The following is a 14248-nucleotide window of genomic DNA, read 5'->3' as shown; positions in this document are numbered from 1 at the left end:
GACCGGGCGGCGTCCAGCGAATTGCAGGCATGGCCGGGTTGCGCCATGCGGCCGTCCGCGGCATTGCTGGATCGAGCATGACACCGATCCCGGGAATCGTTCTGGCCGGCGGCCGCGCCCGCCGCATGGGTGGCGGCGACAAGGTCCTGTTGGCCCTGGCCGGCGCCACCATCCTCGACCATGTCCTGGCGCTCGCCCGCCCGCAGGCGGCCGTGCTGGCCCTCAGTGCCAACGGGGATCCGGCCCGCTTCGCCCGATTTAGGCTGCGGATCCTGGCCGACAGCCTGCCGGACTACCCTGGGCCACTGGCCGGGCTGCTGGCCGGGCTGGAATGGGCCGGAGCCGCCGTGCCCGCGGCCACCCATCTCGCCAGTTTCGCGGGCGACACGCCGGCCTTCCCGCGCGATCTCGTCGACCGCCTCGCCGCAGCCGTCGCCGCCGGCGCGCCGGCGGCCTGTGCGGAGTCGGGCGGCCGGCTGCACCCGGTGTTCGGCCTGTGGCCGCTTGCCGCCGCCCGGCAACTGCGCCGTGCGATGGTCGAGGACGGCCTGCGCCGGGTGGAGGATTGGGTGCGGCTGGCGGGCGCCGTGCCGGTTGCCTTTCCTGCCGATGCCGGCCGCGATCCGCTCTTCAACATCAACCGGCCGGAAGACTTGGCCGCGGCCGAGGCTATGCTGGCCGGGCCAGGGTGACGTTTCGACCGGCCTGGCGCAGCCCGCGCACGGCCCCGCCCTCCATGATCACCCGCGCGGCATGGTCTGGGTCGGCGATCACCAGGCCGGCCAGCCGGGCGATGCCGCAGTCGAAGAGGCCGGGCGCCAGCGGCGTGCCCGGGCCGACCAGCACGACCCGCTTGCCTGCCGCCAGGTCCAGCAACCCGGCCAGCGAACCGTTGCCCAGGGTGGACGCGGTCACCAGCACCAGTTCGGCCTCGGCGATCAGGCGCCCGGCCTCGGCCTCCGAATAGTCGCCGGGGCCGGGCCGCCGCTCGACCACCTTGGCGTGGGGGATGGTGCGGTCCAGGCCGGGGAAGCGGCCGATGACGACGGTGGGACAGCCCTCGCGCCCGGCATCTTCCAGCGCGTTGCCGGGCTCGCCTTCCAGGTCCGGGCGGTTGTGATGGGCGTTGGCCGCAGCGATGGCGATCGCCACTTCGAACGGGTTGTCGCTGTCCATACCGGCCGCCAAGTCGCGCAGGCTGGTGCCGGCGAGGCGGCCGGCCTGCGGGATCGGGCGGCAGCCGGGCGCGCTGCGCACCGGCGCGTGCGAGAGGCCGGTGCCGTCCGGTCCCTCTACCAGCACCCAGTTGACGCCGACGACGACCCGGGCGGCGGGCACGGCCGGCACCCCTTCCATGAGGGCGGCGCGCAGTTGGGCCAGGATCATCGCCGGTCCGGCCGCGGTTCGGCGGTCAGCCGGATCACCGCGGTATTGATCAGCACCTTGCCGCGATGCTCGAAATTGACTGTGACCCGGTCGCCGATCGCCGACTGGACCTGGCCCAGCCCCCAGTCGGGCTCGTCGGGATGGCGCACCAGGGCGCCCGGCGTCCAGCCGCCGCCAGCCATGTCGTCCTTCATTCGGCGGCCTGGGCGCGGCGGCCGGCCCATTGGCCAAGATGCGGACGGACCTCGCGGGCGAAACGCTCCATCGACCGGGCAACCCGGGCATGCTCCATGCCGCCGAAGTTCATGAACAGGCTGAGATGGCTTGGGCCGATCTCGGCCACGTCCTGCCGCAGCATCTCGACCAGCCGCTCCGGCGGGCCGATCAGCGCCTTCGACAGCACATCTTCGACGGAAGGGTCGTGGTCGGTCGCCACCTCCTCGACATAGCCGTCCGCGAAGCGGCCCTGGCCGGCCTTCAGGGCGGCGACCACGCGATGGGTATAGATCGCGCGCCGGGCGGCGTCCTCGGCATCGGCCCGGTCGTCGGTGACGTAGAGCAGGCGCTGGATGGCAAAGGGCTCCACCGCCGGGTCGCGGCCGGCGGCCTTCCGGGCGGCGTCGTAGGGCGCGCGGATGGCGGCGACCGCGGCAGCCGGCATCCACATGGCCGAGACGAAGGGCGTGTAGCGTCGCCGGGCCACCCGCTCGATCATCGCCGGGTCCTTGGCCAGGCCCGCCAGGAAGATCGGCACGGGCTGCTGCACCGGGCGCAGCGGCAGGAAGGTCTCGGGCACCTGGACGAACCGGCCCTGATATTCGACGCGGTCGTGGTCCAGCGCCATGTCCAGCACGTCGAGTGCTTCGCCGAAGCGGGCGCGGGCCTCGGCGATCGGCACGCCCAGGCCCGAGAACTCGTGGCGATGGCTGCCGCTGCCGATGCCGAGCGACAGGCGGCCGCCCGACAGCTGGTCGACATAGGCGACCTCGTCGGCCAGCCGCATCGGGTTGTAGAAGGGCAGGACCACGACACCGGTGCCCAGCCGGATGCGGCTGGTCCGCGCGGCCGCATGGGCCGCCATCAGCAGCGGCGACGGGCACATGCCGAGGTTGGCGAAATGGTGTTCGGCGAACCACACCGTGTCGAAGCCCAGCTCCTCGGCCAGCACGGTCTGGGCTATGGCGTCGCCGACGACGCGGCCGGCCGGGACCGACGGATCACGCATCTGCTGCAGGATGAAAAGGCCGATCTCCATGGCGCTGTCCTTTCCCGGGATCGTCAGACCCCGTATTGCGCGATGACCGCCGGGTCGGGGTCGCAGCCGAGGCCCGGCCCGTGGGGCACCCGCATCCGCCCGCCCGGTGCTGCGGTCAGGCCGCCGAACAGGTCGGGCTCCATGTCGACATGCAGTCGCTCGACCAGGATCGGCAGGGGTGATGCCGCGATCACCTGGATGGTCGCCAGCAGGCCCGGGCCGAAATAGGGCGCGTGCGGCGTCACCTGCACATTGTGGGCGGCCGCCACCGCCATCACCTCGCGCATGGCGGTGACGCCGCCGATCTTGGTCACGCTCGGCTGGGCGATGTCGACCGCGCCGGCGCGGAACAGGGCTGCGAAGTCCATCGGGCTGGCGACGTTCTCGCCGGCCGCAATCGGAATGCCCGCGCGTGCGCGCAGGGCCGCCAGCCCGCCATGATTCTCGGGCGGCCACAGCGGCTCCTCCAGCCAGTGGAGGTCGAGCGGCGCCAGGCCGCGGGCCATCGCCATGGCCTCGTCCAGCGTCCAGGGGCAGTTGGTGTCGAGCATGATCGCGACGTCCGGCCCCACGGCCGCGCGGGCGGCCGCCGTCGCCTCGATGGTCACCTCGTGCAGCTTGATGTGGCGATGGCCACGGGCGGCGGCCGCCGCCGACACCCGGCCGACCACGTCGGGATCGGTGTAGCGCAGCAGGCTGGCATAGGCCGGCAGGTCGGCGCGCCCGCCGCCGCCCAGCAGCCGGTGCAGCGGCAGGCCGGCCACCTTGCCGGCGATGTCCCACAGGGCGATGTCGAGGCCGGACAGGCCGAAGGTGACCGGCCCGTTGCGGCCGAACACATGCAGCTGGTGCTGCAGCCGGCGGCCGGTGCCGGCGATGTCGCCCGCGTCCTCGCCGATCGCCAATGGCGCGATCTGGCTGTCGATGGCGGCCTTGGTTGCCGGGATGCAGTTGAAGCCGAAGGCCTCGCCCCAGCCGGTGATGCCGGCGTCGGTCTCGACCTTGACCAGCAGCGTGTCCATCGTCGTCCAGATCTTGCCGCCGAAGCCGCTGGGCGGCCCGTCATGGCGGAAGGGCAGGCGGACGACGATCGTCTCGACGGCGGCGATTTTCACCGGCCGGCCCCGTAGAAGGCGGCGAGTGCGGCGTCGAAGGCCTCCGGCTGCTCGATGTTGGACAAATGCGAGGCGTCGTCCAGCACCACCATGGAACTGCCGGGGATGGCGCGGTGGATGACGGCAGAGGCGGCGGGCGGCGTCGCCGGGTCGTCACGGCCGACGATGACCAGCGTCGGGATCGCGATCGCGGGGATACGCTGGCGCAGGTCGAGCGCCTGGATGGCGGCGACGCAGCCGGCATAGCCGGCGACGGGCGTGTTGCGGATGTCGGCGCGCACGGCATCCAGGATCGGCGGGTTGGCGGCGACGAAGGCCGGCGTGAACCAGCGGCCGATGGTGGGCTCCACCAGTGCCGCCATGCCCTGGCTGCGGGCAATGGCCACGCGCTCGCCGAAGGCCGCGCGGGCGCCGTCCGGCACCTCGCACATGGTGTCGCAGAGGACCAGGCTGCGCAGCAGGCCGGGATGGGCGGTCGCCAGCGTCATGCCGATCATGCCGCCCATGGACAGCCCGATGAAGTCGACCGATTCCAGGCCGAGATGGGCCAGCAGCGAGCGGAAGTCCTCGCCCAGGCCATCCGGGTGATAGGCGCCCTCGGGCGCGTCGCTGCCGCCATGGCCGCGCATGTCGACCGACAGCACGCGGAACCGCGCGGTCAGGAACGGCATCTGCGACGCCCACATGGCGCTGGAGGCGGCCAGCGAATGGGCCAGCACGACCACCGGCCGGTCGGCCGGCCCGTCGAAGCGGTAGTGGATGCGGTATTCGCCCGTGGTCGGATGGACGATCGTATGGTGGGGCAACGTCGGCCTCCTGATGCTATGACCGGGCGCGGCGGTCGGGCTAATGTCCGGCCCGCCCAGGATTCGCCGCCCGCCGGCCGGGCGCAAGCACGCAGTCGAAAGGAAGCGTCACAGAATGAGCGCGATCGAAGTTCCGCCTGGTTTCGAGGTCATGTCGCCGCGGGCGGATCGGTATTCCGCCAACCTCGGCCCGTTCTACCGCAAGGAGGAATCCGAGGGGCGCTGGGTGTTCGGCTTCCGCGCCGAACAGCGCCACCTGAACAATAACCAGGTCGTCCATGGTGGCTGCCTGATGTCGTTCGCCGACGAGATGCTGGGCATCTCGGTCCATTTCGCGGCGGGGCGCAAGCGTTGCGCGACCATCAGCCTGAACAACGAGTTCGTGACCGCCGCCAAGGAAGGCGACTGGATCCTGGGCACGCCCGAACTGGTCCGCGTCACCCGGTCGGTGGTCTTCATCCGGGGCACCCTGACCGTGGGGGACAAGACGATCCTGGTGTCGAGCGGCATCTGGAAGCTGCTCGGCCAGCATTGAGCTAGCTGCCGATCCGGGCGTCTACGAAGCGCGCCCGGTCGAGCAGCACCTGCCGGCCGATCTCCACGGCATGGCCGGCGGCATCAGCCGCGGCCATGCCCTGGGCCAGGCCGTCGAGCAGGCCGGCGGCGAAGAAATCGCCGGCACCCGTGGTGTCGGTGCCGGCCGGCAGCGGCGGCACGGGCACCGTGGCCGACGGGCCGTTGCCCAGCACGGTCACCGGTTGTGCACCGGCGGTCACGACCAGCCACTCGAAGGCCGGTCCGGCCACGCCCAGGGCCCGCGTCAGCAGCGCTGCGTCGGAGAGACCGGGCAAGTCCGAACGCGAGGCGACCAGGATCCGGGACGGCCGGCGTTCTTCGCGATCCAGCGGTAGCTGGGAGACGATGCGGGGCGCCAGCCGGTCCAGCGTCTCGGGCCGGCCGGGCCGGTTGCGCACGTTGAGATAGACGAGGTCGGCACCGTCGGCGTCGAGGTCCGCCTGGATGACGCGCGGCACGGCGGGCAGCAGGATGGTGCGGTCGCCGGCCGGGTCGAGCAGGATTTCGAGCGGTTCGGTCGGCTGCTCGACGGTCTCGACCGCGGCCAGATCGAAGCCGCGGTCGGCCAGCGCCTGGCGGTGGCGCCGGCCAGTCTCGTCGCCCGACAGGGCGGTCGCCAGGCCCACCTTGTGGCCCAGCGCCAGCAGCACGCTGCCGGTGTGGAAGGCGCCGCCGCCATAGCGCGATTCGACGCCGGTATGGCGCTGCCGGCCGCCCGGTACCAGCGGCCCGGTCAGCCGCCAGACCCGGTCGACATGGGCGCTGCCGACCATGAGGAAACTGGCCACTGCCGTACCCCCCGGGGCTCAGCGGCCGGTGAAGCTGGGCTTGCGCTTCTCGATGAAGGCGTCGACCGCCTCGCGATGGTCCTCGCCGGCCGTCGCCACGGCGTAGTGCGAGGAGATCATGTCGAGGCTGGTGCGCAGGTCGGTGCGCATGCCCTGATAGACCGCGCGCTTGATCAGGCGGGCGGCCAGCATGGCGCTGCCGGCGATCTTGCGCGCGACGCCATAGACGTGGGGCAGCAGTTCCTCGTCGGGCACCACCTTGTTGACGAGGCCAATGCGCTCGGCCTCCGCCCCGTCGACGAAGTCCGCCGTCCAGAACAGCTCTAGTGCCTTGGCGACGCCGACGACGCGCGGCAGGTACCAGGCGCCGCCAGCCCCCGGCACCAGCCCGACCTTCACATAGGTCTCGGCGAAGCGGGCACCCGCCGCCGCGTAGCGCAGGTCGCCTTGCAGGGCCAGGTCCATGCCGGCACCCGTGGCCGCCCCGTTGACCGCCATCAGCACCGGCTTGTCGAGGTCTTCCAGCGACAGCGGGATGCGCTGGATGCGCGTCCACAGCTCGTTCTTGCGCTGAAGCGGCGTCTGCGCCAGCCGGTCCTTCATCTCGACGATGTCGCCGCCGGCGCAGAACGCCTTGCCGGCACCCGTCACCACCAGCACCTTGATCCCGTCGTCCTGGCGCACTTGCTGGATGCGCTCGACCCAGGCGTCGATCATCTCGAAGGTGAAGGCGTTCATCCGCTCCGGCCGGTTGAGCGTGATGGTGGCGATGCCGTCCTCGACGGCGAACAGCAGATGGTCGGTCATGTCGGTTCCTTCGGCCGCTGGCGGATGAGGGCGTCGACGATCGTGACGCCCTGGCCCGCGGGGTGGACGAGCACGGGGTTGAGTTCGATTTCGAGGATGCGATCGCCGAGGTCGGCGGCCAGCCGCGACAGGCGCGAGGCGAGGTCCGCGAACGCGGCGCGGTCGGCCGGCGGCGCACCGCGCCAGCCGTCCAGCAGGCGCGCGCCGCGCAGTTGGCCGACCATGCGCTCGACCGTGGCGGTGGCAAGCGGGGCGGGGGCCATGGCGAGGTCGCCCAGCAACTCCACCAGCACACCGCCGAAACCCAGGCTGACCTGCGGCCCGAAGCCCGGGTCGGCGACGACGGCGGCGATCATCTCCACCCCCCTGGGCGCCATCTTCTGCACCAGGATGCCATGGATGGCGGCCGCGGGGTGGCTGGCGCGGACCTGGGCATCCATCGCCGCGAAGGCACGCGCGACGGCGTCCTCGTCGGCCAGGCCGAGGGCGACGCCGCCGGCCTCGGTCTTGTGCAGGATGTCCGGCGACTGGACCTTGAGGGCAACGGGAAAGCCCAGGCGGGCGGCGGCTGCTACGGCCTCGCTGGCGGTGCGGGCGAGGTGGCTCGGCGCCGCGGCGATGCCATAGGCGGCCAGGATCGGAGCGGCCTCGTACTCGCAGAGGTTCCCGCCGGCCCGGTCGAGCGCGGCGCGCGCCGCCGCCCCATTGCCGCCGGATGGCGCATCGGGCCTGGGCTGGCGGGCCTCGTGATAGCGCGCCAGGGCATCCAGCGCGCGAGCGACCCCGCCCAGGCTGGTGTAGAGGGGGATGCCGATGGCAGCCAGCATATCGGCGGCGGCCGGCGACGGCAGCGGGTAGCTGTAGAAGAGGATCGGCCGGGTACTGGTCCGCGCCAGGGCGGCCAGCCGGTCGCGCTCCAGCGGCAGGCGCGGGTCGGCGGCCAGCGAAGACACGTTGACAATGGCGTCGACCTCGTCCGCTGCGGCCAGCGTCTCCAGGCTGCGGGCGCGGTGGTCGTTCTCCATCGCGTTGGCGGTGATGTCGATGGGGTTGAACGCCGCGCCGAAGGCCGGCAGCCAGGTGCGGATCTCCGCCTGGGTGGCGGCCGACAGTGCCGGCACGGTGAAGCCCTGGCCGGACAGGGTGTCGGCCATCCAGCCGCCTACCCCGCCCGAGATGGTGACGATGCCGACCCGGCGTCCGGCCAGCGGCGGGCACAGCGACAGCGCCTGCGCTGCATCCAGCATGGCGTCCTGGTCGTCGACCCGGATGATGCCGAGATGGCGGAAGACCGAGTCATAGACCGCGTCCGCCCCGGTCAGGCTGGCGGTGTGCGACAGGGCGGCGCGCTGGCCGGCTTCCGACCGGCCGACCTTGGCGACGATGATCGGCTTGCCGCGCTCCAGCGCCTTGGCGGCGACCGCCTGGAAGCGGTCGCCACGGCGGATCGATTCCAGGAACATGGCGATGACACCGGTCGCTGGATCCTCCACCAGGAAATCCAGCACGTCGGTCGCGTCGATGTCGGCCTCGTTGCCCGTGTTCACCACATGACTGAAGGCCAGGTGCCGACGCAGGCCGCGATTGAAGATGGCGAAGCCCAGCCCGCCCGACTGCGAGACGATGCCGATGCGCTTGCCGGCCGCTTGGCGCTGGGCTGGCAGCGCGTCGAAGTCGATGGCCGGGCTGAAGGTGGCGCAGACGGCGTCGGCGATGTTGAGGAAGCCGACGCTATTCGGGCCGCCGACGCGGATGCCGGTGCGCGCGGCGATGGCGGCCACCTCGTCCTGGAGCTGGGACTTCTCGCCACCCTCCTCGGCGAAGCCGCCGGAATAGACCAGCACGCTGCGGACGCCGGCGGCCGCGCATTCCTCCAGCACCCCCGGTACCCGGTCGGACGGAATCGCGACCAGCGCCAGGTCGGCCGGCGCCGGCGTGGCACCGACGGACGGATAGGCGGGCAGGCCCTGGATCGTGGCCGCGGTCGGGTGCACGGGATAGACCGGCCCGGCGAAGCCGCCCTTCAGCAGTTGCGCCAGGATACGGCCACGCAGGCGCGTCGGATCGTCGGCGGCGCCGACGACGGCGACCGAGCGCGGGGCGAAGAAGGGGGCGAGGGCGTGACCGCCCACGCCGGGGGCCGCCATCAAGCGCGCGTCAGCCAGGGCCAGAGGCCATTGGCGCCGACCAGGGCGACGCGCTGGCCCAGTTCGATCGACCAGTCGCTCTCGCGGCCATACTCGTCGCGCCACGACCACAGGCGCCGGGTCAGGTGGTGCAGCGTGTGCTCGTGGGTGAAGCCGATCGCCCCCATCACCTGATGGGCATATTCGGCCGCCTTGCCGGCCGCCTCGCCGCAGCGGATCTTGGCGCAGGCAACGGCCAGGAAAGCCTCGTCGCCGTCCAGGCGCTCGGTTGCCAGGCGGGCGGCGACGGCCGACGCCGCCACCTCCTCGGCCATCAGGGCAAGCTGGTGCTGGATCGACTGCTGCTTGCCGATCGGCCGGCCGAACTGCACGCGGTCGTTGGCATAGGTGGCGGCCACCTCCAGCGTGGTCTCCATCGCCCCCAGCATCAGCAGGCTGCGCGACCAGGCACCCTCGCGGCGCAGCGTCTCGGGCATGATCGGCGCGCGGGCGGCCGCCAGCGGCGGGCCGTCGATCGTCACGATCTCGCGTGGCTCGCCGGCCAGGTTCCGGCCGGGCTCGATCCGCGCCCGGGCCGGGTCGACCACCAGCACATGGCCGTCCGCCAGGGCGACGATCGCCGTGGCCCGGCTGGCCCAGCCAACGCTGTAGAAGGTCCCCATCAGTCGCCCGCCGGCAAAGGCCGAACGGTCGTTGACGTCGGTCGGCGCCAGGGCCAGCGGCCCGGCCGGGATGTCGAGCCCGGCCCGCTGGAGCAGGCGGCGGGCCAGCAGCGTCTCGGCGATCGGCAGCGGCACGGCATGGCGGCCGGCGGCGCGCAGCACGGCGGCGGCATCGGCGACGCCGGTGTCCGGATCGGCGAAGGCCTCGACCAGGCCAGTTTCCTCGACCGCCTGCCACAGGGCCTCGGGGAAGGCGCCGGCCTCGGTGCGGTCCAGCAGGTCTTTGTCGACCGCGTCGCGGAACAGCCGGTCGGCGGTATCGAAAACGAGATCGCTCATCTGAGGCCGAGCCCCCGGGCAATGATGCCGCGCAGGATCTCTCGCGTGCCGCCGCGCAGCGTGATGGATGGGGCGTTCAGCACCGCCTCCGCCTGGATCGTCTCGAAGGGGTCGTTGGCGCCGGCGACGGGCATCGCCGACGGCGCCACCAGCCGCGCCGTCTCGGGGATCGCCCGCTCGAACGCGTTGCCCAAGTCCTTGACGCAGGCCGCCTCCAGGTTCGGCGTCTCGCCCGCCTGCAGCATGCCAGCGATCGACAGCGACATGCCGCGGAGTGCCCACATATGCGCCACGAACCGGCCCGTCGCCTCGGCCACCCGGTCGTCGGGGGCGGTGCCGCCGCGATCGACCAGGGCCGCCAGCAGGCGATAGGTCGACAGGAACCGTTCCGGCCCGCTGCGCTCGAAGGCGAGCTCGCTCGTCACCTGCTTCCAGCCGTCGCCCGGCTGGCCGACCAGCATGTCGTCGGCCAGGAAGACGTCGTCCAGGATCATCTCGTTGAAGTCGTGATGACCGGCCAGGTTGCGGATCGGGCGGATCTCGACCCCCGGCGCCTTCAGGTCGAGGATGAACTGCGACAGGCCGGAATGGCGGTCGGGCTCCTGCGGGCCGGTGCGCACCAGCGTGATGGCGTAGTCGCAGATATGGGCGTTCGACGTCCACACCTTACGCCCGGTGATGCGCCAGCCGCCTTCGACCTTGGTCCCCTTGGTGCGGATCGACACCAGGTCGGAGCCGGAATCCGGCTCGCTCATGCCGATGCAGAAGAAGATCTCGCCGCGCGCGATGGCCGGCAGGAAGCGCTGCTTCTGCGCCTCGGTGCCGACGCGCAGGATCAGTGGCCCGCTCTGGCGGTCGGCGATCCAGTGGGCGGTGATGGGGGCGCCAGAGACCAGCAGTTCCTCGGTCACGACATAGCGTTCCAGGCCGCTGCGCTCGTGCCCGCCATACTGCCTGGGCCAGGTCATGCCGATCCAGCCCTGCTGGCCGACCAGCCGGCTGAAGGCGGTGTCGGGGTGGGTCCCGAAGTCGCCGCGTGGGCTCCAGGTGCCCTTGGCCCGTTCGTCGGCCAGGAAGCGCCGCACCTCCTCGCGCAGGGCCTCGGCCCCGGGCGGCAGGGTGGGCGGGTCGAAACGCAAAGCGGTCATGGAATGTCCGTCCGGGAAGCGTTCAGGCGTTGAAGGAGCGCAGCACCTGGCCGGGGCCGGCGGCGGGGCGCGTATAGTCCCGCCCGTCATGCACGGCCACGCCGTTGACCCAGGTGCCGTGCATCCCGATCGGGTCGCGCACCATGCGGCTGTCGCCGCCGGGCAGGTCCGGCACCCGGCGCGGACGCGGGCTGGGGGCGATGCGGGCGGGGTCGAACAGCATCAGGTCGGCATGGCCGCCCACGGCGATGCGGCCGCGGCCGGGGATGCGATAGATGTCGGCCGGCTTGGAGGTGAGCTGGCGCACCGCCTCCTCCAGCGTGAAGGCACCGCGGTCGCGCACCCAGCGGCCGAGCAGGTGCAGGCCATACCCGGCATCGCAGAGGAAGCTCAGATGGGCGCCCGCATCCGACAGCGCGATGACGCCGTTGGCGTGCTTCAGCATCGGCTCTAGCTGCGCCTCGTCGGCATTGATGAGCTGGGCCGAGAAGAGGGTGGCCAGTTCCTCGGCCACCGCCAGGTCGAAGAAGGCGTCGACCGGATCGGCGCCCTGCTCGGCCGCGATGTCGGCGATGGAGCGGCCCTCCAGCCGGGCCCGTGCCGGCGTGCCGGCGGCCCCCACCTGGACCCGCGCCCAGTTGCCGTAGAAGAGCTTGCCCTTCTTGGGCGTGCCCAGCGTCGCGCGGAAGCGCTGGCGGAAATCGGCGCTGGCGAAGCTGCGCATCAGCGTCGCGGTGTCGGCCCCGCGCAGGTCGTCCCACACGTCCAGGCTGGAGAGCGGATAGGCGTTGGCCAGGGTGAATTCCATAGTCAGCGGCTGGCACGAGGTCTGGCCATAGACCTCGACCCCCCGGGTGCCGGCGGCGGCACAGTCGCGTAGCTGGCCCGGCCCGCGATCGGGGAAGGTGTCGTTCTGGAACACCGACGAGAAGATGACCGGCCGCCGGTTGTCGCGGCCGAGGCTCTCCAGGAAGGCGACGCTGGTATTCGGCCCCGCGGTCATCTGGTAGATGCCGCGACCAGCCTCGCCCAGCACGCCGACCAGCGTGCGGATTTCCGCCTCGTCGGCCATGCGCGACGGCATCGGCACGCCGCCATAGCCGTTATGGTTCTCGGAGTGGGAGGAGGCGAAGCCGACCGCGCCCGCCGCCAGCGAATCGGCGACCAGCCGGCGCATCGCCTCCAGCTCGTTCAGGCTGGCCCGGCGCTCGGACGCGGCCTCGCCCATGACGGCGCTACGCACGGTCGAATGGCCGACGAAGGCAGCCACGTTCACGTGCGGCGCCTTCGACTGCACGAGGTCGAGATACTCCCCGAACCGCTCGAACTGCCAGTCGATGCCGCTGCGGAGCGAGGCCAGCGACATGCCCTCCACCTCCGACAGGTTGCGCGCGACGAGGTCGCGGCGCTCGGGCGGGCAGGGGGCGATCGAGAAGCCGCAATTGCCCATGACCACGGTGGTGACGCCGAGCGCCGTGGACGGCGAGGCGGTCGGGTCCCAGGTGAGCTGGGCGTCGTAGTGGGTGTGGACGTCGACGATGCCGGGGGCCAGGACCAGCCCGTCGGCGTCCACCGTCCGGCGCGCCGGCTGGGTTAGCTGGCCGATCTCGGCGATGCGGCCATCGGCGACGCCGAGGTCGGCGGTGTAGGCGGGGGAACCGGTGCCATCGACGATCCGGGCGCCCTTGATGATCAGGTCGTGCATGGGATCATCCTACTCCTGAAATGCCTCGCGCCGGGTACGCCGGACGGTCGGTATCACAACCGTGATGAGGAGGCCGGCGGCGGCGAGCAGCAGGACGAGGCTGATGCGGTGGTCGATGAACACCCCCCAGTCCCCGCGCGAGATCAGCATGGCCCGGCGGAGCTGCTCCTCCAGCAGCGGGCCCAGCACGAAGCCCAGCAACAGGGGGGCCGGCTCGCAGCCGAACTTGATGAAGAGGTAGCCGAGCAGGCCGAAGGCGGCCACCAGCGCCACCTCGACCGGGCTGTTGTTCAGGCTGTAGACGCCGATGCAGCAGAAGAGAAGGATCGCCGGGAACAGCAGGCGGTAGGGCACCTTCAGGAGCTGCACCCAGATGCCGATGAGCGGCAGGTTGATGACCAGCAGCATCAGGTTGCCGATCCACATGCTGGCGATCATCCCCCAGAACAGCACCGGGTTCTGCTGGATGACGCCGGGACCAGGCACGATGCCGTGGATGGTCATGGCACCCACCATCAGCGCCATCACCGCGTTGGGCGGAATGCCCAGGGTCAGCAGCGGGATGAAGGATGTCTGGGCAGCGGCGTTGTTGGCCGATTCCGGTGCGGCCACCCCTTCGATCGCGCCCTTGCCGAAGCGCTCGGGATGGCGCGAGATTTTCTTCTCCAGCGAATAGGCGGAGAAGGCCGCCAGCGAGGCGCCGCCGCCCGGCAGCACGCCCAGCAGCGAGCCCAGGGCCGTGCCGCGCAGGACGGCCGGCGTCATCGCGCGCAGGTCCTGTCGGGTCGGCCAGAGACCGTTGATCTGGTCCGACAGGATCTTGCGGCGCTCGGTACGCTCCAGGTTGATGCAGATTTCCGCGATGCCGAACAGGCCGACCGCCAGCGTGACGAAGCCGATGCCGTCATAGAGTTCCGCCACGCCGAAGGCGAAGCGCGGCGCGCCGCTGTTCACGTCCGTGCCGACCAGCCCCAGCAGGATGCCGAGCAGGATCATGCCGACCGCCTTCACCAGCGACCCGCTGGCCAGCACGATGGCAGCGACCAGGCCGAACACCATGAGGGCCACATACTCGGCCGGGCCGAACAGCAGGGCGAGCTCGGTCAGCGGCGGGGCGACGGCGGCGATCAGCACGGTGGCGAAGCAGCCGGCGAAGAACGAGCCCAGGGCGGCCGTCGCCAGGGCGGCGCCTGCCCGGCCCTGGACCGCCATCTGGTAGCCGTCCAGGCAGGTGACGACCGATGACGCCTCCCCCGGCAGGTTGACCAGGATGGCCGTTGTCGAGCCGCCATACTGGGAGCCATAGAAGATGCCGGCCAGCATGATGAGGGCGCCCAGCGGCGGCAGGAAGAAGGTCACCGGCAGCAGCATGGCGATGGTCGCCGTCGGGCCGATGCCCGGCAGCACGCCGATCAGCGTGCCCAGCAGCGCCCCCACCAGGCAGAACAGCAGGTTCATCGGCGTCAGCGCGGCGCCGAAGCCGGTCGAAAGGTTGGCCAGAAGGTCCATCATGG

14 protein-coding genes are annotated in these 14248 nt (G+C 71.7%); 2 read left to right on the top strand and 12 right to left on the bottom strand.

Annotation, left to right across the window (positions count from 1 at the left end; translation table 11 throughout):
• The first annotated feature begins 77 nt into the window (after window positions 1–77).
• Window positions 78–692, top strand: a complete 615-nt coding sequence (mobA, locus tag STVA_RS14310) for a molybdenum cofactor guanylyltransferase MobA (protein ID WP_123688839.1) — start codon at window positions 78–80, stop codon at window positions 690–692.
• On the opposite strand, the gene STVA_RS14305 is transcribed toward mobA, so the two are convergent.
• The 5 genes from STVA_RS14305 to STVA_RS14285 are packed head-to-tail and all read right to left on the bottom strand — an operon-like array spanning window position 670 to window position 4562.
• Complete coding sequence (locus STVA_RS14305) at window positions 670–1386, bottom strand: Rossmann-like domain-containing protein (protein ID WP_123688586.1); 717 nt, start codon at window positions 1384–1386, stop codon at window positions 670–672. The genes mobA and STVA_RS14305 overlap by 23 nt on opposite strands.
• Complete coding sequence (locus STVA_RS14300) at window positions 1383–1580, bottom strand: DUF3553 domain-containing protein (RefSeq protein WP_245978209.1); 198 nt, start codon at window positions 1578–1580, stop codon at window positions 1383–1385. The genes STVA_RS14305 and STVA_RS14300 overlap by 4 nt, the downstream gene beginning before the upstream one ends.
• Complete coding sequence (locus tag STVA_RS14295; protein WP_123688585.1) at window positions 1577–2641, bottom strand: LLM class flavin-dependent oxidoreductase; 1065 nt, start codon at window positions 2639–2641, stop codon at window positions 1577–1579. Before STVA_RS14295 ends, STVA_RS14300 begins: the two co-directional genes overlap by 4 nt.
• A 23-nt stretch (window positions 2642–2664) precedes the next feature.
• Entirely contained in the window at window positions 2665–3756 is a 1092-nt protein-coding gene (locus STVA_RS14290; RefSeq protein WP_123688584.1) for a mandelate racemase/muconate lactonizing enzyme family protein, read from the bottom strand.
• Window positions 3753–4562, bottom strand: a complete 810-nt coding sequence (locus tag STVA_RS14285) for an alpha/beta fold hydrolase (protein WP_197735633.1) — start codon at window positions 4560–4562, stop codon at window positions 3753–3755. Before STVA_RS14285 ends, STVA_RS14290 begins: the two co-directional genes overlap by 4 nt.
• Window positions 4563–4677: 115 nt before the next feature.
• Here STVA_RS14285 and STVA_RS14280 point away from each other — a divergent pair, with 115 nt between their 5' ends.
• Entirely contained in the window at window positions 4678–5097 is a 420-nt protein-coding gene (locus STVA_RS14280) for a PaaI family thioesterase (RefSeq protein WP_170216340.1), read from the top strand.
• 1 nt (window position 5098) lies between these two features.
• On the opposite strand, the gene STVA_RS14275 is transcribed toward STVA_RS14280, so the two are convergent.
• From STVA_RS14275 to STVA_RS14245, 7 genes are read right to left on the bottom strand one after another with little or no spacing between them, the layout of a single operon-like run.
• The gene (locus STVA_RS14275) at window positions 5099–5926 is read right to left on the bottom strand and encodes a PfkB family carbohydrate kinase (protein WP_142235769.1); all 828 of its coding nucleotides are present in this window, start codon (window positions 5924–5926) and stop codon (window positions 5099–5101) included.
• Between the two features lie 18 nt (window positions 5927–5944).
• The gene (locus STVA_RS14270) at window positions 5945–6733 is read right to left on the bottom strand and encodes an enoyl-CoA hydratase-related protein (protein WP_123688581.1); all 789 of its coding nucleotides are present in this window, start codon (window positions 6731–6733) and stop codon (window positions 5945–5947) included.
• Window positions 6730–8880, bottom strand: coding sequence for an acetate--CoA ligase family protein (locus STVA_RS14265; protein WP_123688580.1), 2151 nt, complete (start codon window positions 8878–8880; stop codon window positions 6730–6732). The genes STVA_RS14270 and STVA_RS14265 overlap by 4 nt, the downstream gene beginning before the upstream one ends.
• Window positions 8880–9881, bottom strand: a complete 1002-nt coding sequence (locus STVA_RS14260) for an acyl-CoA dehydrogenase family protein (RefSeq protein WP_123688579.1) — start codon at window positions 9879–9881, stop codon at window positions 8880–8882. Before STVA_RS14260 ends, STVA_RS14265 begins: the two co-directional genes overlap by 1 nt.
• Window positions 9878–11029 carry an acyl-CoA dehydrogenase family protein gene (locus tag STVA_RS14255; RefSeq protein ID WP_123688578.1) on the bottom strand — a complete coding sequence of 384 codons (1152 nt, stop codon included), beginning with the start codon at window positions 11027–11029 and terminating at the stop codon, window positions 9878–9880. Before STVA_RS14255 ends, STVA_RS14260 begins: the two co-directional genes overlap by 4 nt.
• Before the next feature lie 22 nt (window positions 11030–11051).
• The gene (locus STVA_RS14250) at window positions 11052–12734 is read right to left on the bottom strand and encodes an N-acyl-D-amino-acid deacylase family protein (protein ID WP_123688577.1); all 1683 of its coding nucleotides are present in this window, start codon (window positions 12732–12734) and stop codon (window positions 11052–11054) included.
• Between the two features lie 9 nt (window positions 12735–12743).
• On the bottom strand, window positions 12744–14246 hold the full coding sequence (locus STVA_RS14245) for a tripartite tricarboxylate transporter permease (protein ID WP_420822792.1): 1503 nt from the start codon (window positions 14244–14246) through the stop codon (window positions 12744–12746).
• Between the last annotated feature and the right edge of the window lie 2 nt (window positions 14247–14248).

The sequence above is a fragment of the Stella humosa genome (assembly GCF_006738645.1).
GTDB lineage: Bacteria > Pseudomonadota > Alphaproteobacteria > ATCC43930 > Allostellaceae > Allostella > Allostella humosa.
This window is presented reverse-complemented; position numbering and strand designations above follow the sequence as displayed.